At 62.9% G+C, this 25,162-nt stretch carries 19 protein-coding genes, 1 tRNA gene and 2 pseudogenes; 14 read left to right on the top strand and 8 right to left on the bottom strand.

Translation table 11 applies throughout. From position 1 onward, the window contains the following. The 3 genes from pepN to RUGAMON1_RS28770 form a co-directional block, all read right to left on the bottom strand. Entirely contained in the window at positions 1-2,634 is a 2,634-nt protein-coding gene (gene pepN / locus RUGAMON1_RS28760; RefSeq protein WP_445233722.1) for an aminopeptidase N, read from the bottom strand. 103 nt (positions 2,635-2,737) lie between these two features. Further along, entirely contained in the window at positions 2,738-4,804 is a 2,067-nt protein-coding gene (locus RUGAMON1_RS28765) for a S9 family peptidase (RefSeq protein ID WP_445233723.1), read from the bottom strand. Positions 4,805-4,892: 88 nt separating this feature from the next. After that, positions 4,893-5,156: a hypothetical protein gene (locus RUGAMON1_RS28770; RefSeq protein ID WP_445233724.1), complete on the bottom strand. Its 264-nt coding sequence runs from the start codon at positions 5,154-5,156 to the stop codon at positions 4,893-4,895. 102 nt (positions 5,157-5,258) lie between these two features. On the opposite strand from RUGAMON1_RS28770, the gene RUGAMON1_RS28775 reads away from it, so the two are divergent. The 6 genes from RUGAMON1_RS28775 to RUGAMON1_RS28800 all read left to right on the top strand — a co-directional run bounded on the left by RUGAMON1_RS28775 (position 5,259) and on the right by RUGAMON1_RS28800 (position 12,900). After that, positions 5,259-5,837 (top strand): TetR/AcrR family transcriptional regulator, encoded by a 579-nt coding sequence (locus tag RUGAMON1_RS28775; RefSeq protein ID WP_445233725.1) that lies wholly within the window; start codon positions 5,259-5,261, stop codon positions 5,835-5,837. Positions 5,838-5,914: 77 nt separating this feature from the next. Continuing rightward, positions 5,915-6,625, top strand: coding sequence for an SDR family oxidoreductase (locus RUGAMON1_RS28780; RefSeq protein WP_445233726.1), 711 nt, complete (start codon positions 5,915-5,917; stop codon positions 6,623-6,625). A 362-nt stretch (positions 6,626-6,987) separates the two neighbouring features. Continuing rightward, positions 6,988-7,560: a hemerythrin domain-containing protein gene (locus RUGAMON1_RS28785; protein WP_445233727.1), complete on the top strand. Its 573-nt coding sequence runs from the start codon at positions 6,988-6,990 to the stop codon at positions 7,558-7,560. Between the two features lie 108 nt (positions 7,561-7,668). Further along, positions 7,669-9,075, top strand: a complete 1,407-nt coding sequence (locus RUGAMON1_RS28790) for an MFS transporter (protein ID WP_445233728.1) — start codon at positions 7,669-7,671, stop codon at positions 9,073-9,075. A 142-nt stretch (positions 9,076-9,217) separates the two neighbouring features. After that, on the top strand, positions 9,218-11,584 hold the full coding sequence (locus RUGAMON1_RS28795) for a S9 family peptidase (RefSeq protein ID WP_445233781.1): 2,367 nt from the start codon (positions 9,218-9,220) through the stop codon (positions 11,582-11,584). Beyond that, positions 11,581-12,900, top strand: coding sequence for an alpha-amylase family glycosyl hydrolase (locus RUGAMON1_RS28800; protein ID WP_445233729.1), 1,320 nt, complete (start codon positions 11,581-11,583; stop codon positions 12,898-12,900). Before RUGAMON1_RS28795 ends, RUGAMON1_RS28800 begins: the two co-directional genes overlap by 4 nt. Before the next feature lie 9 nt (positions 12,901-12,909). On the opposite strand, the gene RUGAMON1_RS28805 is transcribed toward RUGAMON1_RS28800, so the two are convergent. Continuing rightward, positions 12,910-14,310, bottom strand: a complete 1,401-nt coding sequence (locus RUGAMON1_RS28805) for a M20/M25/M40 family metallo-hydrolase (protein ID WP_445233730.1) — start codon at positions 14,308-14,310, stop codon at positions 12,910-12,912. A gap of 122 nt (positions 14,311-14,432) precedes the next feature. On the opposite strand from RUGAMON1_RS28805, the gene RUGAMON1_RS28810 reads away from it, so the two are divergent. The 3 genes from RUGAMON1_RS28810 (at position 14,433) to RUGAMON1_RS28820 (ending at position 16,370) form a co-directional block, all read left to right on the top strand. Then, positions 14,433-14,508, top strand: a tRNA-Phe gene (locus tag RUGAMON1_RS28810). Between the two features lie 243 nt (positions 14,509-14,751). Beyond that, on the top strand, positions 14,752-15,522 hold the full coding sequence (locus RUGAMON1_RS28815) for a hypothetical protein (RefSeq protein ID WP_445233731.1): 771 nt from the start codon (positions 14,752-14,754) through the stop codon (positions 15,520-15,522). Then, complete coding sequence (locus RUGAMON1_RS28820; RefSeq protein WP_445233732.1) at positions 15,522-16,370, top strand: hypothetical protein; 849 nt, start codon at positions 15,522-15,524, stop codon at positions 16,368-16,370. The genes RUGAMON1_RS28815 and RUGAMON1_RS28820 overlap by 1 nt, the downstream gene beginning before the upstream one ends. Positions 16,371-16,567: 197 nt before the next feature. On the opposite strand, the gene RUGAMON1_RS28825 is transcribed toward RUGAMON1_RS28820, so the two are convergent. Both RUGAMON1_RS28825 and RUGAMON1_RS28830 read right to left on the bottom strand, forming a co-directional pair. Next, the gene (locus RUGAMON1_RS28825) at positions 16,568-17,422 is read right to left on the bottom strand and encodes a hypothetical protein (RefSeq protein WP_445233733.1); all 855 of its coding nucleotides are present in this window, start codon (positions 17,420-17,422) and stop codon (positions 16,568-16,570) included. A 374-nt stretch (positions 17,423-17,796) separates the two neighbouring features. Continuing rightward, positions 17,797-18,204, bottom strand: coding sequence for a hypothetical protein (locus RUGAMON1_RS28830; RefSeq protein ID WP_445233734.1), 408 nt, complete (start codon positions 18,202-18,204; stop codon positions 17,797-17,799). A 308-nt stretch (positions 18,205-18,512) separates the two neighbouring features. On the opposite strand from RUGAMON1_RS28830, the gene RUGAMON1_RS28835 reads away from it, so the two are divergent. Next, positions 18,513-19,115, top strand: coding sequence for a lysozyme family protein (locus RUGAMON1_RS28835; protein ID WP_445233735.1), 603 nt, complete (start codon positions 18,513-18,515; stop codon positions 19,113-19,115). Next, positions 19,112-19,492, top strand: coding sequence for a hypothetical protein (locus RUGAMON1_RS28840; protein ID WP_445233736.1), 381 nt, complete (start codon positions 19,112-19,114; stop codon positions 19,490-19,492). Before RUGAMON1_RS28835 ends, RUGAMON1_RS28840 begins: the two co-directional genes overlap by 4 nt. Positions 19,493-19,534: 42 nt before the next feature. On the opposite strand, the gene RUGAMON1_RS28845 is transcribed toward RUGAMON1_RS28840, so the two are convergent. Then, positions 19,535-20,491 carry an MYG1 family protein gene (locus tag RUGAMON1_RS28845; protein ID WP_445233737.1) on the bottom strand — a complete coding sequence of 319 codons (957 nt, stop codon included), beginning with the start codon at positions 20,489-20,491 and terminating at the stop codon, positions 19,535-19,537. A gap of 195 nt (positions 20,492-20,686) precedes the next feature. Between RUGAMON1_RS28845 and RUGAMON1_RS28850 the strand changes: the two genes are divergently transcribed. From RUGAMON1_RS28850 to RUGAMON1_RS28860, 3 genes and pseudogenes are all read left to right on the top strand, one after another. Next, positions 20,687-22,108: an aspartate kinase gene (locus tag RUGAMON1_RS28850; RefSeq protein ID WP_445233738.1), complete on the top strand. Its 1,422-nt coding sequence runs from the start codon at positions 20,687-20,689 to the stop codon at positions 22,106-22,108. A 203-nt stretch (positions 22,109-22,311) separates the two neighbouring features. After that, positions 22,312-23,697 (top strand): annotated as a pseudogene (locus RUGAMON1_RS28855) (FAD-binding oxidoreductase); the annotation flags it as partial. 51 nt (positions 23,698-23,748) lie between these two features. Then, a pseudogene (locus tag RUGAMON1_RS28860) lies at positions 23,749-24,141 on the top strand (nuclear transport factor 2 family protein); the annotation flags it as partial. Between the two features lie 19 nt (positions 24,142-24,160). Here the strand turns inward: RUGAMON1_RS28860 and RUGAMON1_RS28865 are convergent. Next, entirely contained in the window at positions 24,161-25,015 is an 855-nt protein-coding gene (locus RUGAMON1_RS28865) for a LysR substrate-binding domain-containing protein (protein ID WP_445233739.1), read from the bottom strand. Positions 25,016-25,162 lie beyond the last annotated feature (147 nt).

The following is a 25,162-nucleotide window of genomic DNA, read 5'->3' on the forward strand; positions in this document are numbered from 1 at the left end:
TTAGTTGGCGGTCATCGCCTTCTTGATGGCCACGCAGCGTTCATCTTCCTGATGCGTCACCAGCAGCGCGCGCCGGGTGCCGGCCGACAAGTCCTTCAACTTGCCGACCGCCGCCTGCAGGCGCTGCACGCTGGCCGGCGTGCAGCCGGCCGGTATCATCATGTTGGCGTAGGAGCGCATGAAGACCGGGCCGGCGGCCTTGTCGACCTGCCCCAGCTGGGCCAGGCGCTGACTGGCGCTCAGCTCGCCCAACGCGCCCTGCTCGGCCGGATACATGTTTTCCATCGCCCGGCGGATCTTCGAGAACGGCAGCTTGGTTTGCGGGTCGGTGATCTGGGCCAGCCATTCGGCCTTGACCTTGGCGTCAGGCTGGACCACGGTGGCGCCCAGCGCGGCGGCCTGGCCGCTGTCGGACTTGTCGCGTTCCTGTTCCGCCGCCAGCAAGGCCGCCGCGCCCGGATGGGCATAGCGATTCAGGCGGTTGACGATGTCCCAGCGCACGTCCTGGCTGACGTTCAGGCCCGGCACCACCAGCTTGCCGCTGAGGATGTCGGCCAGCTGGGCCAGCGCGGCCGGGGTGCTGGCGATGTCCAGGTAGGTCGAGAACCAGCGGCGCTGGAAGTTGTTGTCGCCGCTGGCGGCCTGGGTGGCGGCGAACGCCATCTGCTCCAGCTGCGTCGTCATCTGGCCTTTGTAGCCGGCCACCGACGGCCCCATCTCATCGAGGTAGGCCTTGGCGCTGCGGATCTTGCTGGTGACGTCACCCAGCAGCGTGTAGTCCTTCTCGCCCGGCGCATTGGCCAGCACGGATTTCAGGAACTCGTTGAGCGGCAGCTTGGCGGCGCGCACGCCGTCCCACAGGCTTTGCCACAGCATCGAGCGCAGCAACGGATCGTCGACCTTGCCCAGGCTGGCCTGCGCGGTGGCGAAGGATTTCTTATCCAGCTGCACTTGCGCATAGCCCCAGTCCTGATAGTTCGGATAGACCAGGTCCGGGCAGGCGGCGCCCGCCAGTTCCGGCACGGCGGTATTGGCGCCCTTGTAGGTGACGGCCACGTTCTTGCCCAGCTTCAGTCCGTCCGCGCCCAGGTTGAACAGGCCGATCTGCACGCGCTGTTCGCGCAGCGTCGGCATCGCCTTGCTTGGCGCGCTCTGGCGCAGGTTGAAGTGGCTGATCTTGCCGCCGGCGCAGCTGAATTCCGCCGCGACGGTGTTGACGCCCGGCTCGTACAGCCATTGCCTGGTCCAGCCGCTCAGGTCGCGGTGCGCGGCCTCGCCCAGGCTGCCGATGAAGTCGTCCAGCCTGGCGTTCTGGTACGAGTACTTGACCAGGTAGTTGTGCACGCCCTGGCGGAACACTTCCTCGCCCAGCAGGTGGCGCAGCTGCTTCAGCGTCGACGCGCCCTTGGAGTAGGTGATGGCGTCGATGTTGTCGAAGGCGTTGGCGGTGGACGGCACCGGCGTTTCGATCGAGTGCGTGGTCACGCGCTGGTCCTGCACGTAGGCGCTCTGCTTGGCGCCCGAGTAGAAGCCCTGCCAGGCGTTGTTGAACTCGGTCGACTCGGCCGTGGCCAGCGTGCCCATGAAGGAGGCGAAGCTTTCGTTCAGCCACAGGCCGTTCCACCACTTCATCGTCACCAGGTCGCCGAACCACTGGTGCGCCATCTCGTGCATGATGACGCCGGCCAGGCTTTGCTTCTGCGCCGCCGTCATCTCGTCCTTGTACAGGAAGCCGCGCTCGGCGAAGGTGATGGCCGCCGCGTTTTCCATCGCGCCGTACAGGAAGTCCGGCACCAGCAGCTGGTCGTATTTCTCGAACTGGTAGGGCACGCCGAAGTACTGGTCAAAGAACTTCAGGCCGCGCCGGGTGTAGTTGAACCAGTCCTGCGGCGACACCTGCGACGCCACCGACTGGCGCGCGAACAGGCGCATCGGGTACGGGCCGCCGTGGTCTTCCCACACCTTGTACGGGCCGGCGTGCATGGAGAAGTTGTACGAGCTCAGCTTCTTGGTGCGCGGGAAGGTCCAGCGACGGGTGTTGCCGATGTCCTGGATGCCGGTCTCGCGCCTGGTCGACGACACCACCCAGTCGGCCGGCGCGGTGACGGTGATTTCGTACGTGCCCTTCAGGTCGGGCTGGTCGAACACCGGGAACATCTGGTGCGCGGCGGCCGGCTCGAAATGCGAGTAGGTGTAGACGCGGTTGTCGACCGGGTCGACCATGCGGTGCAAGCCTTCGCCGTTGGTGCTGTGCGGACGCGTGTAGCTGATGGTGACGCTGTTGCGGCCGGACTTCAGCTCGGTCGCGGCGATGGTGATGAACCACTGGTTGTATTGCGGCGCCACTTCCTTGCCGTTGACGGCCAGGCTGAGGATGGTGGCCTTGTCGAGGTCGATGGTCAGCGGCGCGCTGGCGTCGCTCAGGTCGAAGCTCAGCGTGGTGGTGCCGGAGAAGGTTTCCTTGCCGGTCAGCGTGAAGTCCAGCGTGTAGTCGACATTGGCCACGCGCGCCGAACGGGCGGCGGCGTCGGCTTGCGACAGGAAGGCGTTCTCGGCGCGCAGGGGGGCCGAGGCGGCGGCTTGCGCGGCGCCATAGGCCAGCGCGACGGCGGCCACGATCAGAGTGTTTTTCATGTGTTTTCCTGGAATGGGGGAGCCGTCTGCGGGATGGCGGCGCTTGCACCCCGCACGGCAAACCGGGGTCAGACCCCTGCGGGGTCTGACCCCAACGGCGGGGTTACTTCTTCAGGTAGGTATCGAGCCAGTCGATCACCGTGTGATGCCACAGCAGCGAGTTGGCCGGCTTCAGCACCCAATGGTTTTCATCCGGGAACATCAGCAGCTTGCTCGGGATGCCGCGCCGTTGCAGCGCGGTGAAGGTGCCCAGGCCCTGCGTGGTCGGAATGCGGAAGTCCAGGTCGCCCTGCACCACCAGCATCGGGGTTTTCCAGTTCTTCACTTTCAGCGCCGGGTTGAACTTCTCGTGCAGTTCCGGCACGTCGTAGTAGGCGCCGCCGTTTTCCCATTCGGTGAACCAGATCTCTTCGGTGGCGTAGGCCATGCCGCGGGTGTCGAACACGCCGTCATGGTTGACGATGCACTTGAAGCCGTCGGACCAGTTGCCTTCGATCCAGTTCATCATGAAGCCGCCGTAGGACGCGCCCAATGCGCAGCTGCGCTCGCGGTCCAGCCACGGGAACTTCTGCACCGCCGCGGCCAGGCCTTTTTGCAGGTCTTCCAGAGGCTTGCCGCCCCAGTCGCCGCTGATCGAGTCGGTGAACTTCTGGCCGTAGCCGGTCGAGCCGTGGAAGTCGATGAACACGGTGGCGTAGCCGGCGCCGGCGTACACCTGCGGATTCCAGCGGTAGCTCCACGAGTTGCCGAAGCTGCCCTGCGGGCCGCCGTGCACCAGGAAGGCGATCGGGTATTTGACGCCGGGCTGGGCGTTCCATGGCTTCATCACGTGGCCGTAGACGGTCTCGCCGTTGGCGCCGGTGAAGGAGAACTGCTCGTACTCGCCGAACTTGACGTCGGCCAGCGCCTGCGCGTTCTGCGTGGTCAGCTGCTGCGCCTTGTCGGCCGCATTGGCCACGGCGCCGAGCTTGAACTTGAACAGCTGCGCGCCTGACGCCAGGTTGGCCTGCGCCATGACCACGGTGTCGCGCGCGACGTCGAAGCCGCTCACATAACCGTTGCCGGTCAGCGCCGTCACCTTGCCGCTGGCGGCGTCGATGGCGAACAGACGGTGCTGGCCGATATCGTCGGCGCTGGCCAGCAGGGTCTTGCTGTCCGGGGTCCAGCGGTAGTCGGCGATCGAGCGGTCCCAGCTGTCGGCGACGGTGCGCTTCTTGCCGCTGGCGACGTCGAGCAACACCAGGTGGAAGCGGTCGGCCTCAAAGGTCGGCTTGTCCATGGCCAGGTAGGCCAGGGTCTTGCCGTCCGGCGAGTAGATCGCCCGGGTGTCCCAGGCCTGGTTGTCGGCGGTCAGGTTCTTGACCGCGCCGCCTTCGGCCGGCACGGTGTAGACGTCGAAGTTGGTCGACCAGGCTTCGGTCTTGCCGGCGATGCGCGCCGAGAACGCCACGGTCTTGCCGTCCGGGCTGAAATGGTATTCGTCGTGGTCGCCGAACGGCTTGGACGGCACGTCGCCGTCGAGCGTGCCGGACAGGCTGACCGGCTGCGCGCTGACCTTGCCGCTGGCGTCGATCCGCGCCGCGTACAGCACGTTGGTGCGGCCGTCGGCCCAGGTGTCCCAGTGGCGCACGAACAGCTTGTCGTAGACCTTGCCGCTGGCCTTATTTTTGCCCTGCGCATCGAGGCGCGCCTTGGTGCAGGCCAGGTCGGCGCAATCGCGGAACACGGCCAGGCTCAGCGCCAGGCGGTCGCCCTGCGGCGACAGCCGGAAGTTTTCCACGTCCAGCGCCAGGTCGGTCACGCGCGCCGCCTCGCCGCCGGCCAGCGGCAGGCGCCACACCTGCTGCGAGCCGGAGCGGGCCGACAGGAAGTACACCGCGTCGCCGTTGGGCGACCATTCGGGATCGCTGCTGCTGGCGTCGGCCTGGGTCAGGCGCACCGGCGCGGCCTTGGGCGCGCGCAGGTCCAGCATCCACAACTGGGTGTTGCCACGGTTCTTGTCCAGGTTGGTGGAACGCACCGTGTAGACGACGCGGCTGGCGTCCGGCGACAGCACCGGGCTGCCGACGCGCTCCATCTTGACCATGTCTTCAACGGTGAAGCCGCGCGGCGCGGCCAGGGCGTTGGAAGCCGCGACAGCGGTTCCCAACAGCAGCAGTGATAGTCTCATTCGGTGATCTCCGACGTTATAAGAAAAATACCGGCTGGTGGCCGGCTGTCGGCATGATACCAAGATCGCGGTGCAGCAAGCAAAACTGTTACTTAAGGCCCGACGACGACGGCAGGTTGCTGCGCTTGTATTCCTCCAGCTCGTCGGCGCGGACGGTCTGTACGTCCGGATTGATCGCGCAATCGCGGCGCGCGATCGAGGTGCCGGTGCTGGCGTCCGCCCGCCGGCACTTGGCAGGCGCCGCCTGCGACGCCGTCGGCGCTTCGGCAGTGTCCACCGTGGTGGCGCAGCCCGCCAGCCATGCGACAGCCAAACCACCCAACAGCGTGGCCAGGATTTGTTTCGATAGCATATAACCCACCTTGTCAAAAAATTAGCAATAGATGACGCACAGCATATACCGCCCCAAAAAATTCTTCTTGACTATTTTAAGACGACCGGTCATATTTAGCACATGGCCAAACCACACGTCAAAGAGCAAATCGTCACCGCCGGCTTGAACCTGCTTCACAGCAAGGGTTTCAACGCCACCAGCGTCCAGGACATCACGGACGCCGCCGCAGTGCCGAAGGGTTCGTTCTACAACCACTTCGCCAGCAAGGAAGCGCTGGGGCTGGAGGTATTGCAGCGCTACCGCGCGGCGGCGGCCGGCTATCTCGACGTGCTGGACGACGCCAGCCGGGCGCCCAAGGCCAGGCTGCGGACGTATTTCGACCTGCTGATCGGCGCCAACACCGCCACCGACTACAACTGCGGCTGCCTGCTGGGCAACTTCAGCAGCGAGCTGTCGACCCAGATCCCGGCCATGCGCGACGCGCTGCGCCTGGCCTACGACGAATGGGCGGCCGCCCTGTCGGTGGTGATCGCCGAGGGCCAGCGCGACGGCAGCATCGCCGCGCCGCAGCCGGCGCTGGAACTGGCCCATTTCGTCATCGACGCCTGGCAAGGCGCGGTGCTGCACGCCAAAGCGTCGCACGGCCGCGCGCCGCTGGACCGCTACGCCGACATGGTGCTGAACCGTATTTTGCTGTGACGCTTTTTTTTTCGCCGGTTTTTAAGATGACCGGTCATATTGTTGTGCGTTAATTTTACCCACCGAAAGGAATTACCATGAACATCAAAGATGCCGTCGTCCTCATCACCGGCGCCAACCGCGGCCTGGGCAAGGCCCTGGCGCAAGCCGCACTCGCCGCCGGCGCGCGCAAGGTGTATGGCGGCGCCCGCAACCCCGCCAGCGTCACCCTGGCCGGCGTCACGCCGATCAAGCTCGACGTCACCAACGCGGCCGACATCGCCGCCGCCGCGCAGGCCATCCCCGACCTGACCATCCTGATCAACAACGCCGGCATCTACTCCGGCAGCGACGTCTGCACGCCGGACGCCGTCGCCTCGGCGCGCGCCGAACTGGACACCAACCTGTTCGGCCCGATGGCGCTGAGCCAGGCCTTCGCCCCCACGCTCAAGCGCCACGGCGGCGGCGCCATCGTCAACATCCTGTCCGCGCTGAGCTGGATCACCATCCCGACCAGCGGCACCTACAGCGTGTCCAAGGCCGCCGCCTGGGCCATGACCAACGGCCTGCGCGCCGAACTGCTGGCGCAGAACACCCAGGTGCTGGGCGCCCACATGGGCTTTATGGACACCGACATGACCGACGGCGTGGACGCGCCGAAGTCGGCCCCGGCCGAGGTCGCCCGCCTCATCGTCGCCGCGCTGGAAGCTGGCCAGGACGAAGTGCTGACCGACGACACCGCGCGCCAGGTCAAGCAGGGCTTCACCGCGCCGCGCAGCGCCTACCTGGGCCAGCCGCGCGCAGCCTGACCGCCGCCGCAGCGCAGCAATCTGGCCGCGGCGAAACATCGCCGCGGCCAGATACAAAATATTTTTGATCGACGCAATAAATCACGTATTTTCATGCGCAAAATGGGTGCATAATTTCCCTCTCAGTCAGGAAGAGTACGCACGCTCACGACCGGCTTGGCGTGTAGTCAACTCGTTTTCCCCGCCGGTAATCTTCGCGATTTTATTTCGATACTGTTATTGCCACACGACCAGTTGTGAACAATTGTAAATCGACGTTGAATGAGTCCGACACAGCGCTAAGGTAGCGGTCTTCACCTCGGGCGCGTCCGCCATTCAACGCTTGCCGCGCAGCCGAAGTCAGACGAAATACGGGAAACGTTATGCTCACTGCCACCTATGTCTTATTGACACTATCGATCGAACAAAAAAAAGAACGCCACTTCATCGCCCGTCTGCTGCAATACGTGCAGACGATCGCGCGTCGCCCGCAGGAAATCGATCCTGTGTTCATCGAATCCCAGCTCAAGGAACTGACCACCTTTGCCGAGACGCGCCACCAGCGCAAAGTCGAGGTCTGCCTGATGCCGGCCGTGCGCGCGGCCGACGCCAACTGCGGCGCGCTGATGAACGACCTCGAATCGCTGAGCCGGCTCGGCGGCGCCATGCTCAACGCCGTGCACAAATGCCTGCGCCGCGCCATGCGCCGCAGCGCATCGCAAGGCAAGTTCCTGTGCCGCACGGTGGACCTGTATTGCCAGAACCTGCTCAAGCGGCTCGACAAGGAGGAGCAGGAGCTGCTGCCGCTGGCGCAGAAAGTGATCTCCAGCGAAGAATGGTTCGAGATCGGCAGCCAGTTCCTGGCGCAGGAAGACAACGGCGCCGCCACCCAGCCGGAGCTGCGTCCGCGCCGCGCCCGCATCTACGACGCGGGTCCCGGCGCAGCGACCGCCTGAGCTGGCGCAAGCGCGCTGCCGGAACAGTGCCGAACACTGTTGTTTTGAGTTCCGCCGCGCGCCGCTAAAGCTTGCCTAAGCAATATCGTGCGGATTAATATCGTCTGCATGCAGACCCATTCCGCCACCGTACTGCACCTGCGCGGCGCCGCCGGCCTGGACGCCATTTACCGCAAAATAAGCTGGCGCCTGCTGCCGCTGCTGATGCTGTGCTACGCGGTCGCCTGCCTGGACCGCATCAACCTCGGCTACGCGCAACGGCAGATGCAGGCCAGCCTGGGCTTCGACGACCAGGTCTACGCCTGGGGCGCCGGCCTGTTCTTCGCCGGCTGCTGCCTGTTCGCCCTCCCCGCCAACCTGCTGCTGGAAAAAACCGGCGCCCGCCGCACGCTGCTGCGCCTGATGCTGTGCTGGGGCGCGCTGTCGGCCGCCGCCGCCTTCGTCCGCACGCCGTTCCAGCTGTACGCGCTGCGCTTCGCGCTGGGCGCGTTCGAAGCCGGCTTCTTCCCCGGCGTGATCCTCTACCTGTGCTGGTGGTATCCGGCGCCGCGCCGCGCGCGCGCGTTCGCGGTGTTCGCCTCGGCCGCGCTGCTGGCCGGCGTCGCCGCCGGTCCGCTGTGCGACGCCACGCTGGCCGCCCTGCATGGCGCGGCCGGCCTGCAGGGCTGGCAATGGCTGCTGCTGACGCAAGGCCTGCCGGCCGTGCTGCTGGGCGCCGTCGTCTACGGCTACCTGGACGAGCGCCCCGACGACGCCGACTGGCTGTCGCCGTTCGAACAACTGATGATCGAACAGGACCTGGAGCGCGACGAAGCGCGGCTGCTGGCGGCATCGGCGCCCGGCCAGCCGGCGCCGGACGACGCCGCGCCGCCTTCGACCGCCGACATCATCGCCTCGCTGCTGCGCGACCGCGCCCTGTGCCTGCTGGCCGCCGCCAACCTGCTGCTGATCGGCGCCAGCTACGCCTTGCTGTCCTGGTCACCCGCGCTGATGCAGCGCTGGGCCGAAGCGAGCCATATGCAGCCTGGCCTGCTGGCCGCCGTCTCCAGCCTGGCCGGGGTGCTCGGCATGATCGCCGTCGGCTACGATTCGGACCGCCGGCGCGAGCGGCGCGGCCACTTCGTCGCCTGCATGGTGCTGGCCGCCGGCGGCCTGGCGCTGGCGCTGGCCGCCAACGACGGCATGGCCTGGTCGCTGGCCGGGCTGGTGCTGGCGTCGCTGGGCATCGCCTCGGCCGCGCCGCTGCTGATCGCCATCGCCACCGACCTGCTGTCGCGCCGGCGCGCGCCGGCCGGCATCGCGCTGGTGCTCAGCTTCGGCCTGCTGGGCGGCGCGTTCGCCCCGGTCCTGAGCGCGCGCCTGCTGGCGTGGGGCGGCAGCGCCGCCATGCTGGCCGTGCTGATCGCCATGTACCTGGCGGCCGGCGCCATCCTGCTGCTGGCCTTGCGGCTGGCGCCGCGCCACGGCGGCCCCGACGCGCGCCATGGCAGCAGCGACAAGATGGCCCGCAACTGAAGACGCAACTGAACATATAAGCATTACAGCACACTGGAGCTTGGGCTAGAATCGTGGACGCGCCGTGATCCGGCGCTTCCGCTCACCCAACCTCAAAGCGAAACTACCGATGCGTTTTGTCTTGCCTTTTTTAGCCGCCGCCATGGCCGGCTCGTTCGCCGCCAGCGCCGGCGCAGTCCCCATCACCGGCGCCACCCCGATCACGCTGGAGCAGGCGATGGCCAATCCCGACTGGATCGGCAATCCGGTGGAAGCCGCATGGTGGGGCTGGGACAGCCGCCAGGTCTACTACAAGCAAAAGCGCGCCGGCTCGCCGCTGCGCGACACCTTCCAGATCGCCAATGCCAGCTTGGGCGCCGCCAAGCTGGCCGACGACAGGCAGCTGGCCAACCTTGACGCCGCCGCCCCCGTCTACAACCGCGACCACACGCGCGCCCTGCTGCTGCGCAACGGCGACCTGTTCGAGCGCGACCTGAAGACCGGCGCGCTGACGCAAATCCTGCGCGGCACCACGCCGGCCGTCGATCCGCAGTACGCCGCCGACGGCGCCCACGTGCAGTTCCGCGTCGGCAGCGACTGGTTCAGCTGGAGCCGCGCCGAGCGCCTGGTGGCGCCGGTGGCGCTGCTGCGCACCGCCAAGGACCCGGACGCCGCGCCGGACGCCGACAGCCGCCGCGACCTGCAACTGCGCCTGCTGTCCACGCTGGCGCGGCTGAAGGAGGAGAAGGACGCCACCCGCGACCGCCGCAACGCCGAACGCAGCGCCGACCCCACCCGCGCGCCGCTGCCGGTCTACCTCGGCGAGAAAGTGGTGATCGACACCAGCGCGCTGTCGCCGGACGGCCGCTACCTGCTGGTGGTCACCAGCGCCAAGGACGGCGACAAGCGCCGCGTCGGCAAGCTGGCCAAGTACGTGACCGAATCGGGCTACGAAGAAAGCGACGACCAGCGCAAGCGCGTCAGCGACACCGGCCCGCTGCCGCAGCAACTGAAACTGGTTGAACTGTCGACCCGCAAAGTGACCGACCTCTCGTTCGACGCCCTGCCCGGCATCGCCGTCGACCCGCTGGCCGAGCTGCGCGCCGCGCACAAGCTCGATCCGCTCAAAGGCAATCGCGGCCTGCGTTTCGAAAACCGCGAAGACTCGATCCGCTGGAGCGCCAACGGCGCGCAGGTGGCCGTGATGGCGCAGGCGATCGACAACAAGGACCGCTGGATCGCCACCGTCGACCTGGCCGGCGCCACACTGAAACCGGTGCACCACCTGAGCGACGCCGCCTGGGTCAACAACCGCGGCAACGATTTCGGCTGGCAGCCGGACAACAGCACGCTGTGGTACCAGTCCGAGGAAAGCGGCTACGCCCACCTGTACACGCAAACGGCGGACGGCAAGGCGCGCGCGCTGACCTCGGGAAAATGGGAGACCAGCGAGATCGAATGGAACGCCGACGGCAGCACCGCCTACTTCCTGTGCAATCCCAAACTGCCGGGCACCTACGAGGTGTGTTCCGCCGCCACCAGGGACGGCGCCCTGCACGAGCTGACGTCGCTGGGCGGCGTCGAGAGCTTCGCGCTGTCGCCGGACGGCCGCAAGCTGCTGGTGCGCTACTCCAGCGCCTACATGCCGACCCAGATCGCCACCGTCGCCAGCAGCGGCGGCGCCGCCACCCAGCTGACCGACACCCGCAGCGCCGACTTCAAGGCGCGCCAGTGGATCACGCCGCAGATCGTCGCCGTGCCGTCCACCCATGGCGCCGATCCGGTGTGGGCCAAGCTGTATCGCCCGGCCACGCTGGAAGCGGGTGAAAAATATCCGGTGGTGATGTTCGTGCACGGCGCCGGCTACCTGCAAAACGTCAGCAAGCGTTATCCGGTCTACTTCCGCGAGCAGATGTTCCACAACCTGCTGGTGGAAAAAGGCTACATCGTGCTGGACATGGACTACCGCGCATCGCTCGGCTACGGCAGCAAGTGGCGCACCGCGATCTACCGCCAGATGGGCCATCCGGAACTGGAAGACTACATCGACGGCTTGAACTGGATGGTGGCCAACCAGCAGGGCGACGCTAAAAACGTCGGCATCTACGGCGGCAGCTACGGCGGCTTCATGACCTTCATGGCGATGCTGCGCGCACCGGAGCAGTTCAAGTCCGGCGCGGCGCTGCGTCCCGTGACCGACTGGACCACCTACAACCACGAGTACACCTCCAACATCCTCAACACGCCGGAGCTGGACCCGGACGCGTACAAGATCTCGTCGCCGATCGAATATGCCGACAAGCTGCAAGGCAATCTGCTGATCGCCCACGGCATGATCGACGATAACGTGTTCTTCCAGGATTCGGTGCGCATGGCGCAGCGCTTCATCGAACTGAAAAAGGACAACTGGGAACTGGCGCCGTATCCGCTGGAGCGTCACGGCTTCGTGCATCCGGAAAGCTGGTACGACGAATACCGCCGCATCTATCAGCTGTTCGAACGCACGCTGAAACCACAAGGAGCACCATGAAAAAGCTTGCCGCCCTGCTGCCGCTGACCGCATTGTCCGCACTGATGTACGGGCCGATCGCGGTCCATGCCGAAACCGCCACCGTGAAGCACCCGGCCTGGTCGCGCAGTTCCAACATCTACGAAGTCAACCTGCGCCAGTACAGCAAGGAAGGCACGCTGAACGCCTTCGCCGCCACGCTGCCGCGCCTGAAGCAGATGGGGGTGGACATCGTGTGGCTGATGCCGGTTCATCCGATCGGCCGCAAGAACCACAAGGGCACGCTGGGCAGCTACTACGCGGTGCAGGACTACACCGCCGTCAATCCGGACTACGGCAGCATGGACGACCTGCGCAAGCTGGTGAAGCAGGCGCACGCGCTGGGCATGCACGTGATCCTGGACTGGGTGGGCAACCACACGGCCTGGGACCATCCGTGGGCGACCCAGCATCCGGACTGGTACAAGAAGAACGACAAGGGCGAAATCCACTCCGTCACCTTCAAGAACGAAGCGGGCGAAATGGAGGAATGGACCGACGTGATCGGCCTCGATTACGGCAACAAGGACCTATGGAAGGGCATGACGGACGCGATGGCCTTCTGGGTGCGCGAGGCCGGCATCGACGGCTTCCGCTGCGACGCCGCCGGCCTGGTGCCGACCGAATTCTGGAACCAGGCGCGCGCGCAGCTGGACAAGATCAAGCCGGTGTTCATGCTGGCCGAATGGAACGAGCCGGCGCTGCACGAGAAGGCGTTCGACGCCAGCTACGACTGGCCGCTGAACGCGCTGATGGTCAAGATCGGCAAGGGCCAGGCCGGGGCGGCCGAACTGAAAGCCTTCGTGGCCAATCCGCCCAAGGCGTATCCGCGCGACGCCTACCGCCTGCAGTTCACCAACAACCACGACATCAACTCGTGGCAGGGCACGGACAAGGAGCTGTACGGCCCGGCCTATGGCGCGATGGCGGTGCTGAGCTACACCCTGCCCGGCATCCCGCTGGTCTACAACGGCCAGGAAGCGCGGCTGGAGAAGAAACTGGAGTTCTTTGAAAAAGATCCGGTCGACTGGAAGAGCTACGAGCTGGAAGGCTTCTACGCCGGCCTGAATCAGCTGAAGAAGGAAAACCCGGCGCTGTGGAACGGCGCCAGCGGCGGCGCGGTGCAGCTGCTCGACGTCGGCAACGAGCAGCTGTTCGCCTTCAAGCGCGCGCAGGGCAAGAACAATGTGCGGGTGATCGTCAACCCGACCGCCACGCTGCAGAAGTACAAGCTGGCCGGCGACGAAGGCCAGGCCGTGCTCAAGCCCTGGCGCTGGCGCATCGTCGTGCCGGAGTAAAGCCCGGCCTTATTCGGTGGCCAGCCGCTTGCCCAGGCGGTACAGGTACTCCTGGCCATCGTACAGCGACTTGACGCGGATATGTTCGTTCAAGCCGTGCGCGCCGCTGCCCTCCGGGCCGGCGAACATGCCGCTGATGCCATAGGTCCAGATGCCGCCGCTGTTGAGGAAACGGCCGTCGGTGCCGCCGGTCGACATGGTCGGGATCACCGGCACGCCCGGCCACATATCGTTGCTGATTTCTTCCACCGCCTTCATCAGGGCCGGCGTCAGCGGCGGCATCGGCGCGCTCAGGCCTTCGCCGATGCGGGTGATCTTGATCTGCTCGTCGGCCACCACGCGTTGCAGGGTCGCCTGTACGTCATCCACCTTCTCGTCCGGCAGGATGCGGCAATTGACGGTGGCGCGGGCGCGCTGCGGCAGCGCGTTGTCGGCATGGCCGGCATCGACCTTGGTCGCCACGCAGGTGGTGCGCACGGTGGAGTTGTGCACCGGGCTGACCGCGTACAGGCGCTCCAGCGCGGCCGCGTCGGGCGGATCGCTGAGGATGGCCTTCATGTCGGCGGCGACCTGGCCCTGCTCCACGGTGGACATGCGTTCGTAGTAGGCGCGCGTGACGGCCGACAGCTTGAACGGGAAGGCGAACTGCCCCAGCCGAGACAGGCCTTCGGCCAGGTGGTAGATGGCGTTGTCGCGATACGGCGCCGAGCTGTGGCCGCCGGGATTGGTCACCTCCAGCTGGAAGGTCTGGTAGATTTTTTCGCCGGCCTGGATGCCGTGGCGCACCGGCTTGCCCTGCTTGTCCAGCAGGCCGCTGCCGCCTTCGTTCAGCGCGATCTCGGCGTCGATCAGCGCGCGGTGGTGGTTGAACAGGTATTCGGCGCCGTCGAATTTGCTGGGCACCATTTCCTCGTCACAAGTCAGCGCCATGACGACGTCGCGTTTGGGCGCCAGCTTTTCCTTTTTGTAGCGGATCATGTTGGCGACGAAGGATGCGGCCATGGCCTTGTCGTCGGAAGCGCCGCGCGCGTAGAACATGCCGTCTTCCTCGACCAGCTTGAACGGATCGCGCACCCAGTCGGCGCGGTTGGCCTCGACCACGTCTATGTGGGCCAGCAACAGCAGCGGCTTCTTGCTGCCGTCGCCCTTGATGCGCGCCACCAGGTTGCCCTTGGCCGGGCCGCCCGGCGGCACGATCAGGTGCAGGTCGGCGTCCTTGTAGCCGGCCGCCTTCAGGCGCTTGGCCATCTTGTTGGCCGCCACCGTGCAGGAGCCGGTCGAATTGGTGGTGTTGGTTTCCACCAGTTCCTGGTAAATCTCGCGCATCTGCTTTTGCACCGGCGTCAATTCGGCGCCATGCACCGCGCCCGCCACCGTCAATCCCGCCACCAACCAAGTCGCCCGCTTCATAGTGTCCCTATCGAGTTCATGCCAAAGCGACTAAATTTATACCCATGAATTGTTACTGTCAATAAAAGTGATAGTTGGGTCTTGCCAAACCCCTGGGAGCGTCTGCTATAATTGCGGCCCTTGGCCTGGTAGCTCAGTTGGTAGAGCAGAGGATTGAAAATCCTTGTGTCGGTGGTTCGATTCCGCCCCGGGCCACCAAGAAAATTAGAGTATATTCAAAGAGGGTTACATGCATAGGCTTGTAACCCTCTTTGCATTGTTCGAGCGCACTCTGCTAGTATCTTGATACTGCGCCCGAGATGCTTGAGGATGGTCGCACTTAGGGAGCACTCTTTTTCGCTATGCCCCCCCATTTTCCCTTACTACACTCGAGATTTCGACCAGATGATTCCCATATTAGCCCCTGACTCTTATCGCGGTTTCTCGGCGCCCTTGGGAAGTATGCTGGCTGGCGCTGAAAAAGCGGCGCAGCCAATCTTCATTGGCCGAGTGCTCTGGCCTGACGGTACTCAATCGGAAGATGCCGTCATTAAACTCTACGAAACAAATAGCTGCGGCGTCGCTAACGAGACAATAGGCTACATCGCCAATGCTCTACGTGGCATTCGACAACCCAAAAGAGGTGGTATTCTGCTTCTGTCGAAGCGTGAGTTACCAAATCTCGAAAGAGATTTAAGCGATTTCATTGACCCAAACACTGGTTTGACTGCTTGCTGGATCACATCCTTTGAGCAAAATTCGCAACCATTTCGGTATATCAGAAAGCTTTCGAGTTTCTCAAGAAAGCAAAGCGATGCGTTCTACAAGAGCACCTTCTGTGTGAGACTTGCAACAGTAGATCATGTTACAGGTAACAATGATCGACATGAGGGCAACTTCTTGTATGAAGATGACCTGAAATACTTAGCCATCGACCAAGGCTGCGTCGGAGGGAGCATATATTGGCATACCTCATGGCCAGACCCGAATCCAAAGAACGAATTGGCATTACTTGCACAAAACTTTTTGAACGGGTCACAGTTAGCAAAATGGCGAGCAGATGCAATCATGGAATACGAAAAAGCTCAGTCTAGTTGGGACGGCATTCTAGTTCAAATTTCATCATTGCTGCCTAGCTTGCTTGGCAACGATGAAATCGATACGATCGTAGAATATATGAGGGGAAGAGCAACAGGGCCGGCATTTGCAGCCAGTTGTGAGAGGTTAATCTGATGAATCTTCTAGAACTTCTAAAGCAAGCAACGCCTTCACCTCAGCCTCTCCTTGCTGGAGAGTGGGCTACCATTGCGTTTCGTCCAGACTTGGGCAGCCAGCAAGAATTCATCGTTGGCGTTGCCGCTGCAATCGACGGCGATATCGAACCTCATTTAAAGTGGCTTCCATCGCTTTCAAAGCTAAGTCACTTATATGGCGACGCCATTACGTCATCTGATACCAGGGACCTTTTTGAAGGATCAGAAATAGCGATCCGGTCGAGCTTCCATAAAGCGCTAGAGTCTTTGGACAGTGGTACCCCCCATTTACGCGTAGTGCCATGCGGTTACATTGCAACTCATGACATAAATGTTGAACTAGCGAGTTTGCTTAAGCGGCAGGCCGGCGCGATTTGGCAAGACATCCAGCATAGGGACGCGCCTATGGACGATGATTGGGCCTACGCCATAATGCTAAAGACACTGAAATCTTTCCACGGAAACCCCGATCCTTTCGTTCCTGGCCGCTCAGTTGTGATCGGCAGTAAAAGTCTCCAAATCGGATTAGACAACGGAAATAGTTACGGAAATATCGTTTCCGCGCGATATGCATCCTTTTCGACAGTACAGAATCATATTCACTCGTCTCTGTTACAGATGACAATCGCTCATAGGTTATCGCAGCGAAAAACAGAACCTGCACTTTTTGTCGTCCTTCCCGAACCTACAACCTCAGCAGAGGTCGTAACGGCAAAAAAAACCTCCGACTTATTGAAAGAAGTTGAAGATGCGGGGGTGGTACAGTTTTGCAGCAATGAACCTGCGGATGTCGCACTCAAGATACGGGAGTGGGCACTGGCAGCGTAAGAAGAGGATTGAAAATCCTTGTGTCGGGATGTTCGACTCCGCCCCCGTGCCACCAAAAACCTACCTTGCACAACGCCAATCCATCGTGATTGGCGTTGTCGCTTATAGCGCGGCGCCGGATTTGGCACTCGTTCGCGGGACTTTTGGCACAGTGAGAAGCTGAAAAATTGCGGGATATTTGGCGCTAGATGCCAGTTTTATACCCTTAGCGCCTTGTTGTTCTGGCCACTGAACTTCTCACAGAGATCGTATCCTTCAGCATCAAAACCTAACAATGCGACGTGGGCTATCCAGCTTCGGTTACTGAAGTAGTGAAGGTAATTCCGACGTATCTCCGACTCCAGTCGATCCAACTGGATGTATTGTGAGTCAAAATGCCAAAGCGCCTCCGCTGAGACCCCGTTAGCCATAACTCCAAAGGTCGGCGAGAGGACACGTCCATTTACCTTCAGGTAATGGTTAATGTTTTTCTTTCGCAACGTTTTGATAGTGGCGGCATCGTGATTATCGACAGTCACTTCGCGAAAAACATCGTGAAGATAGGGCCAGTTTGAATCAGCGATTTCGAGTAATTTAACGTCCTCGAAACTATCATCCTTCTTGTGCGACTCAATCTGGATGAGGTGCGCAACGCCCTGGTAGAAGCGGACGAACAAAAGGTAATCGGCGCGTTTCACTTTCCCTTTGGCATCAAGCGTACAGATGCTGCTTAGGTGAAGGTGATGAATCCCCCAATATGTCAGCAGGTTGTCGCGTTGGCCACCTAATTTCGCTAAGTTCGAAAGGTAAGGCGCAACCGTTGTGCCGGCTTTCAGCCGGGCAGTAATTTCATTGATGACACCCGCGAGCGCCTTGAACTGGGGGTTCGCGACAAGTTGAGTGGAGATCGCGATCTTGTAAGGGACCGGCAAAACCATCCGCTCAGTGTGCGTGTGGAGCAAGTTATATCGCGTAACCGCGTCGTGCGACGGGTTTGGTATGCACCCTAAGCCAAGGAGGCCGTTCGTAGTCAGCTGGTTAAAATCGGCCTTCAAGTCCATTAAAATCAGCATCGCATTCCCTTAGCGCCTCAAGATGCCAGCCATTCTAGCCGAGTGGCTTTATCAGCCAAATCTGAACACACTGGCAGAGCTGCCCTTCCGCGTGTCTGTCAACCTCCCAGCCGTGTAAGAAAATGCCGCGCTCGTCCATTGTCAGCATGAAGGGACGCCCAACATCGCGCCGATACTCCCCTTCGACCTGTCCTTCTCCCGGTATAGCAGCGCCTCCGAGCGGGAATAGAAGGCGCGGCAGCTCTGATCGGTCACTTCTCGGATCAACACATAGGGATGTATACGACGGTACTGTCGTTGCTTTCGCACCGTTACGAAGTGGCTATGAACTTATGCGTGCGTTTAAGAAACTTGCCTCGCTTGCGGGGATGGACTCACTTCGGTATCCATGGTCGGAGCTTGCCTACCAAAATCCATCGGACGGTATAGAAGAAGCTGAAGATTGTCGCGGGAAGGTAAAGTGCTGCCAATAAAAAATGGATCATTTGCCCGTAAGCGTTGGCCGCCATCCTTTTGCTGTCGCTCTCCATCTTCTTCCAATCGAATTGATAATTTGGATCATCGAGTTCGCCATTAAAAGGATATAGCTTCATAGGGACAGGTGTAGGGTTCGCTGCCGCTTCTTTCTTCTCTAACTCTTCCAGGCGCGCTCTCATGCGCCATCCCTCCGCGTTCGACGTTTCGCTGAAATAATCTTTTGCCGTTACCCCCGCCAAGGTAGCGAACAGCAAAAATGCCAAGGCAGCTAGCACTACTGTTAATCGAAAAAGTCGCGGTTCCATTTTTGTCCCTCATTGTATTGCTCAAAGGATATCACAGGCCGATAACCAGAGAAAACGACCAAAAAATCGTCTTGGAAATCGCAATCCCTCCTTTTTTGCATAGTTAGTTCCAAATGGCAACGCTGCGTCGAATCTAACGCGGCTCTAACGGGCCTATACCCATGAGCCGCTGCGCAACACCGAGTATGCATTCAAGCGGCCGAATGGAACGGTCGAATTTGGTACTACGGACGTCTCCGGTCACACTCATCTGCTTTCAGAAGCCACCGCGCCTGAATTGGTCGACATCTTTTTATAGGATGAAAAAAATGTGCTCAACATTGACGTCGCCATCCGGTCGCATTTTGCATCATCGTGCAACGAGAAGGACCACTCCTCGTGAAGACGCTGAGGTCAAGGTGGTCAGGATAAAACGCGAGAAGGAGCAACGGCTGGCAGAAAATCGGGAGTATCTGAAAGATGCAAACATGCAGGCGTTTCTTAAGGCCATTGCGGAAGCGGAGGGCGGCGGTTACGACTTCAAGTATGGAGCCGTTCGGGGGAAGAAAAACGATCCATGGCGCCTCGCCGATTATTCCACTCATCCAAGTCCCGGAGTCGGAGGCAAAACAACAGCCGCAGGAATGTATCAAGAAAACATCGAAACTTGGCGTGAGATGGGGGGCAACATGGGGCTGAGCGATTTCACGCCCGAGACACAAGACCTGATCGCGGTCGAAATCCTTCGAGTGATTAAGGTCGCCGAAAGTATTAAGTCCGGCGACATCAACGCCGCGTTAGACAAGGCGTCACATCGATGGTCGGCCCTTCCCCAAGGAAAGGGAAAGGCGGGATATTATCCAAAACAACCGTCGGTCTCGTTTGATAAATTCGAATCTGACTATAAGCGCTTTGGAGGTACCGTCAAATGATCGCGACACGACAACTACTCTCCCTTTTTGCGCTCCTTCCACTCATCGCGTTTGGGGCTCCAGCTACGCTGCAGAAGGACATGTCATTCACTGCTGCGCGCAAGCTGCTGCTAAAGGAGAAATGGAAACCAATCAATATCCATGCTCATGATAACTACGCCCTCATGGGTGTTGAGCATGAACTCGCCAAAATGAATATTAAGGAGTTCGACTCCTGCAGCATCGATTATTCAAACTGCGTCTTGCGCTACAAGCGCGGTGATGCGTGCCTTTCAGTGTTTACCATTGGCGAGAAGGTGAAGTACATGAAAGTCGTCCATTGGACTGAGGAGTGCCCGGAACCGCAGCCACCAGCAATGCCTTCTTCCGCAAAATAACGCCCCCATAACCAGACACGCTGGCTCCGTGTGCAGCGCCGCTTAGCCCGCCCCGCCTGCAGCGACGGCCTCCAGCGCCAGCACCGCCATCGCACGTATCCCCTCATACGACTTGGCAGACGCGATAAACCTGCCGTTATGGCAGAACCCAGCATCCGGCACGCCGGTGACCGCCGCCAGCTCGGCGTCGCGCAATCCCGCCCACGCTTCAGGCAAGTCGGCCCGCGCCTCGAAACTTTCGGGGCTGACCGAGACGGTATGCAACATGTGACGTTGCTCGGCGACGTTATGGCTGATGACGAACAGCACCTTCGGCATTTCCTTGCGTACCACCTGGCCCCACGGCAGCGCGCCGTTTTTCAGGAACAGCACTTGGCCGCCATCGAGCACCTCCCCTTGCCGGACCTGCTCCAGCGCCAGCAATGCGCCCAGCCGGTATCTCACGGCATTGAGCATGACGTCGGTCAGCACCGCCATCGCACGGCGGAACTGGTCCAGCCGGTACGCATCCGCCGCCCCGCCGTAGCCCAGCCTTTGCTCGTCGAGCCAGTTGGTGTTGTAGCCCGAGATCACGGCCGACAGTCCGTACCCGCCCGGCGCGCTCTTGGCCGCCCCCACATCCGACAAATCGAGGTACTGCACCACATCCGCATCGATGCCATAGGCCATTTCCCGCGCCTTATCGTCCGTCAGCTGGTGCCCGCAATGCCCCAGGGCCAGCGCCGCCACGCAGCGCGCGCCGTATTCCCGCCACACCAGGCCCGCGCTGGCATACGGCACGCCGCTCTGGCGCGCGCCGCTGAAGCCTTTTTGATGATGGTCGAAGCGGCCGCTGGCCGGGTCCCAGATGCCGCCGACGTCGACGGCAAAGTCGGCCGCCTCAATGGCCGCAGGGTCGCGCGTCCGGATAATGTCCGCGTCGGGGAATAACACCTTCAGTACGGCGACCGCCCACGCGTCGTCCGCGTGAAACTTGCCGCTGTGAGTCGCTATGATCATGCCTGGTCCTATCGTTGAAACAACCGCCATGATATACCGTCGCGGCCGTGGCACTGATGGCAAAGGCCGGCAAAGGCCGGCAAATCCCGGTGGCGCCGGATACCGCCCGCACTTTGACAAGCAGCGGCCGCTCGCCCATACTTTCAAGCCGCACCGCAAGGCCCGATAGTCGCAGCGCCCGTCCAGGAAGAAAACATGAAGAAAATCGTCGTCAAGTTCGGAGGCTCCAACCTGCGCCGCCCGGACGATATCGATCGCGTGGTCAATGTCGTGCAAACCTACCAGCGCCCGCTGGTGCTGGTGGTGTCGGCATTTTTCGGCATCACCAACGCCCTGGTCGCCTGCGTCCAGGCCGCCAAGGAGGGCGCCGGCACGCTGTCCGCGCTGACCGAGAGCCGCGACTACACGCTGACCTTGCGCGCCCTGAAGAAGGAGATCCTGAACGCGAACATCGCCGATCCCCTGCAGCGCACGCGCACCGAGGCCGCCCTGAACGCCCGCCTGGACCAGCTTGAACGCTTCCTGACCGGCATCCACTACATCGGCGACGTCCCCGACTTCGTCAACGACGTCATCCTCAGCTATGGCGAGCGCCTGTCCAGTCTGCTGCTGACGGCGGTGCTGCAAAGCCGCGGCGTCGCCGCGCGCGAAGCGCTGCCGGAGGATATCGGCCTGGTCACCGACGGCGTGTTCGGCAACGCCGCCTGCGATTTCGAGGCCAGCGCCGGGCCGGTGGCGGCCGCCCTGGCCGGCGACGGCGTGGTGGTGGTGCCCGGCTTCTACGGCGTCAGCGCGGACGGCAAGACCACCCTGTTCGGGCGCGGCGGCTCCGACTATTCGGCGGCGTCGATCGCGCGCTGCATCGGCGCCGAGTCGCTCGACGTGTGGAAGGACGTGGACGGCTTCCTCAGCGCCGACCCGGGCGCGGTCGCGGCGCCGCATTCGATCGCCAAGCTGCACTACCTGGAGGCGGCCGAACTGTCCTACTTCGGCGCCAAGATCCTCCATCCGCGCACGGTCGAGCCGCTGTTCGACCAGGCGATCCCGATCCGCATCCTGAACATCACCCGCCCCGACCTCGGCCTGCACGCGTTCACCGTGATCGACGACGCCCGCACCGTCACCCACGATGTCGTCAAGAGCGTCTCGTCCAGCGACGACGTGGCCATCCTCAAGCTGCACGGTCCCGGGGTCGGCTTCAAGTCCGGCATCCTGGCCGAAGTCACCGCCGCGCTCGACCGCAACGGCATCAACATCAAGAGCGTGCTGACGGCGCAGACGGCGATCAACGTCTTGCTGGCGCGCGAACACCTCGACGCGGCCTACCAGACGCTGGCGGCGCATCACATGGCCGGCGTGGTCGAAGTGAGCCGCAACGACGCGGTCGCCATCGTGGCGGTGGTCGGCGACGGCGTGCTCGACGCCTCGAACGTCGGCAGCGCGATCGCCAGCCGCGCCTTGTCGGCGGCGCTGGCCGGCGGCGTGCGCGTCACGCTGGCGGCCGCCGGCGCCAGCGAAGTGGCGGCCTATATGCTGGTCGACCGCAACGACCGGCGCCTGGCATTGCGCCTCATCCACGCTGAATTCTTCGGACCAGGCCCCGGCGTAGCCGCTTAACCAAGCCGGCAAGGCACGGCGCCGCCAGGATCGCGCCATGTTGGCGCTGGCCGTTCCCCTGTATTGAAAGCTCCTGTATTTCAAACTCCTGTGCTTGCGTGAGCGCGCACCCGCTTCCTATGATGAAGCACGCGCCGCCCGATCGTGTCAGCACCGGCTTGCGCGTCGAGACATCAACGTCAGCCGCGACCTGGAGATGCGCTATGAATACTGGAACGAACGATCAACTGAATGGACTTCGCGCCTCGCTCAGAGGACAACTATTACAAGCCGGCGATGCCGGCTACGACGCCGCGCGCGCGCTCTGGAACGGGATGATAGACCGGCGCCCGGCCGCTATCGTGCGCTGCGCGGGCACGGCCGACGTCCGCACCGCGCTGGCCTATGCGCGCGACCATGGCCTCAGCCTTGCCGTGCGCGGCGGCGGCCACAACATCGCCGGCAGCGCGCTGTGCGACGACGGACTGGTGATCGATCTGTCGGCCATGAACTCGGTCCAGATCGATCCGGAGCAGCGCCGCGCCTACGTCGAAGGCGGCGCCACGCTGCACGACTTCGATCACGAAGCGCAGGCGTACGCGCTGGCCACGCCGTTGGGGATCAACTCCACCACCGGCGTCGCCGGGCTGACGCTGGGCGGCGGCTTCGGTTGGCTCAGCCGAACGCTGGGCCTGGCGGCGGACAATCTGCTGGCGGCCGACCTGATCACGGCCGACGGCCGGCGGCTGCACGTCAGCGCCACCGAACACCCCGACCTGTTCTGGGCCATCCGTGGCGGCGGCGGCAACTTCGGCGTGGTCACCCGGTTTGAATTTCAACTGCATCCGGTCGGCCCCGACGTCACGGCCGGGCTGGTCGTTTTCCCGCTGGCCCAGGCCAAGGCCGTGCTGGCGCAGTACCGCGCTTTCGTCGACCAGATGCCGGACGAGCTCACGGTCTGGGCCGTCCTGCGCCAGGCGCCGCCGCTGCCCTTCCTGCCGCCGGCGGTGCATGGACAGGACGTGCTGGTGCTGCCCATCTTCTCGCGCCAGCCGCCGGATGCCGTGCAGCATGCGATCGATCGCATCGCCCGGTTCGGCGCGCCGCTGGGCATGCATGTCGGCGCCATGCCTTACGTCGCCTGGCAGCAGGCCTTCGATCCGCTGCTGACGCCAGGGGCGCGCAACTACTGGAAATCGCATAATTTCACGCAGCTCAGCGATCAGGCCATCGACACCGTCATCCACTACGCCGGCAAGCTGCCGACGCCGCAATGCGAGATATTCCTCGGACTGCTGGGCGGACAGGCGGGCCGGCCCGCGCCGGGCGACACGGCCTATCCGCACCGCGACGCGCTGTATGTGATGAACGTGCACACGCGCTGGGAGGATCCGGCCGACGACGCCCGCTGCATAGCCTGGGCGCGCGACTTTTTCAACGCCTCCGCGCCCTACGCAACCGGCAGCGTCTATGTCAACTTCCTGACCCAGGACGAGAGCGGGCGCACCGCCGACGCGTACGGCGCAAACTATCAGCGCCTGGCGCAGATCAAGCGGCAATATGATCCCGACAATCTGTTCCGGACCAACCAGAACATCCACCCGGCTTCGTCCGCGACGGAGGAAAACAAGCAAGTGGTGATCGAGGGTTACCAGGACTACCAAAACGGCGACATCCAGCATTTGCTGACCCGCTATCACGAAACCGCCGAGTGGAGCACGCCGGAATCGGAGCTGCTGCCTTTCTCCGGCAACTTCCACGGCAAGTCGGGCATTGCGCAGTTCTTCGCCAAGCTCGACGCCTCCGTGCAGACCCTCCGCTTTGAACCGAAACAGTTCATCGCCGAGGGCGACAAGGTGGTCGTCGTCGGCGACGCGAGCTGGCTGGCCAAGCCAACCGGCCGCGCGTACGACAGTTCCTGGGTCCACGTGTTTACTTTGCGGGACGGCAAAGTGGCGCGGTTTGAGGCGTTCTACGACACGGCGGCAAGCGAACGAGCGTTCCAGCCCGGGCCAACGGCTCAGCCATCGGCCGCCACCGAACTGCATCATTAAGGCCGGTGATTGAACATCCTCACGCCGCTGCTTCGGTTGCGAGCAGAAGCTCGGCAAGCGCGGTGGCGCCGGCGCTTTGCCGTCGCGGCGCCCGATGCAGGGCGATCTCGAATGTGGGCAAGGGCGGCAGGCCGTCGGCCTCGGTCAGCCGATCCAAACCATGGGCCTGCAACCCCGCCTTCCCCACCGTGATGGCCAGCCCGGCGGCGACGGCGCCGTCGATGGCGCCCATGCTTTGCGACAGATACGCGAGCCGCCAGCGCCGCCTGGCCTGATCGAGCGCCGTCAATGCGGCAGCCCGGAATTGGCAGCCAGGCGGATGCAATGCCAGGGGCAGCACGGCCTGCTCGTGGCAGGCATGCCGGCGCGAACCCAGCCACACCGCGCGCTCTCGGCGGATGACTTCGCCGCGCGCGGCGCCCGCCGGGTGCATCGCCAACACCATATCGAAGTCATCGCCCAGGCGCTCCAGCAGGGCCGGCGTGAAGCCGGTTTCCACTTCCACGGCGATCGTCGGATGCGCCGCCATGAAGGCCGCCAGGATGGCCGGCATCGCTTGCGCCGCATAATCCTCGATTGCCCCTATCCGTACCAGCCCGGTATAGCAATCGTCGCGCATGTGGGCCAGCATTTCATCGTTCAGCGAGAGCATGCGGCGGGCATGGCTTTGCATTAATTCGCCGCGGCGGTTCAAGCTCACGTTGCGCGAATTGCGCTCGAACAGCACGCCTCCGGCGATCTCTTCCAGGCGCTTGATCTGCATGCTGACCGCCGATTGCGTCAGGTTCAGCCGGCGCGAAGCCGCCGTGAAGCTGCCGCCTTCGGCGATGGCGAGCAAGGCGCGCAGCAAAGCAAGGTCGATGTCGTTACCCACGATGCCGCCATTTCATCAAAATAATTGATTGATTCTATCAAAATCATTCGTTTTCCTTATTTTGAGTCCACGCCTATCATCCTTGCACCATGCCGCTTGATGCGAGGCGCTCAGGCGCAACTTGGCATTCGATCACCGGAGGATCAG

The organism is Duganella rhizosphaerae (assembly GCF_040364205.1).
GTDB classification, from domain to species: Bacteria; Pseudomonadota; Gammaproteobacteria; order Burkholderiales; family Burkholderiaceae_D; genus Rugamonas; species Rugamonas rhizosphaerae.

Coding starts and splice junctions, on each gene's coding strand:
- pepN (WP_445233722.1), bottom strand. CDS start 2,634: ATGAAAAACACTCTGATCGTGGCCGCCGTCGCGCTGGCCTATGGCGCC.
- RUGAMON1_RS28765 (WP_445233723.1), bottom strand. CDS start 4,804: ATGAGACTATCACTGCTGCTGTTGGGAACCGCTGTCGCGGCTTCCAAC.
- RUGAMON1_RS28770 (WP_445233724.1), bottom strand. CDS start 5,156: ATGCTATCGAAACAAATCCTGGCCACGCTGTTGGGTGGTTTGGCTGTC.
- RUGAMON1_RS28775 (WP_445233725.1), top strand. CDS start 5,259: ATGGCCAAACCACACGTCAAAGAGCAAATCGTCACCGCCGGCTTGAAC.
- RUGAMON1_RS28780 (WP_445233726.1), top strand. CDS start 5,915: ATGAACATCAAAGATGCCGTCGTCCTCATCACCGGCGCCAACCGCGGC.
- RUGAMON1_RS28785 (WP_445233727.1), top strand. CDS start 6,988: ATGCTCACTGCCACCTATGTCTTATTGACACTATCGATCGAACAAAAA.
- RUGAMON1_RS28790 (WP_445233728.1), top strand. CDS start 7,669: ATGCAGACCCATTCCGCCACCGTACTGCACCTGCGCGGCGCCGCCGGC.
- RUGAMON1_RS28795 (WP_445233781.1), top strand. CDS start 9,218: ATGGCCGGCTCGTTCGCCGCCAGCGCCGGCGCAGTCCCCATCACCGGC.
- RUGAMON1_RS28800 (WP_445233729.1), top strand. CDS start 11,581: ATGAAAAAGCTTGCCGCCCTGCTGCCGCTGACCGCATTGTCCGCACTG.
- RUGAMON1_RS28805 (WP_445233730.1), bottom strand. CDS start 14,310: ATGAAGCGGGCGACTTGGTTGGTGGCGGGATTGACGGTGGCGGGCGCG.
- RUGAMON1_RS28815 (WP_445233731.1), top strand. CDS start 14,752: ATGCTGGCTGGCGCTGAAAAAGCGGCGCAGCCAATCTTCATTGGCCGA.
- RUGAMON1_RS28820 (WP_445233732.1), top strand. CDS start 15,522: ATGAATCTTCTAGAACTTCTAAAGCAAGCAACGCCTTCACCTCAGCCT.
- RUGAMON1_RS28825 (WP_445233733.1), bottom strand. CDS start 17,422: ATGCTGATTTTAATGGACTTGAAGGCCGATTTTAACCAGCTGACTACG.
- RUGAMON1_RS28830 (WP_445233734.1), bottom strand. CDS start 18,204: ATGGAACCGCGACTTTTTCGATTAACAGTAGTGCTAGCTGCCTTGGCA.
- RUGAMON1_RS28835 (WP_445233735.1), top strand. CDS start 18,513: ATGTGCTCAACATTGACGTCGCCATCCGGTCGCATTTTGCATCATCGT.
- RUGAMON1_RS28840 (WP_445233736.1), top strand. CDS start 19,112: ATGATCGCGACACGACAACTACTCTCCCTTTTTGCGCTCCTTCCACTC.
- RUGAMON1_RS28845 (WP_445233737.1), bottom strand. CDS start 20,491: ATGATCATAGCGACTCACAGCGGCAAGTTTCACGCGGACGACGCGTGG.
- RUGAMON1_RS28850 (WP_445233738.1), top strand. CDS start 20,687: ATGAAGAAAATCGTCGTCAAGTTCGGAGGCTCCAACCTGCGCCGCCCG.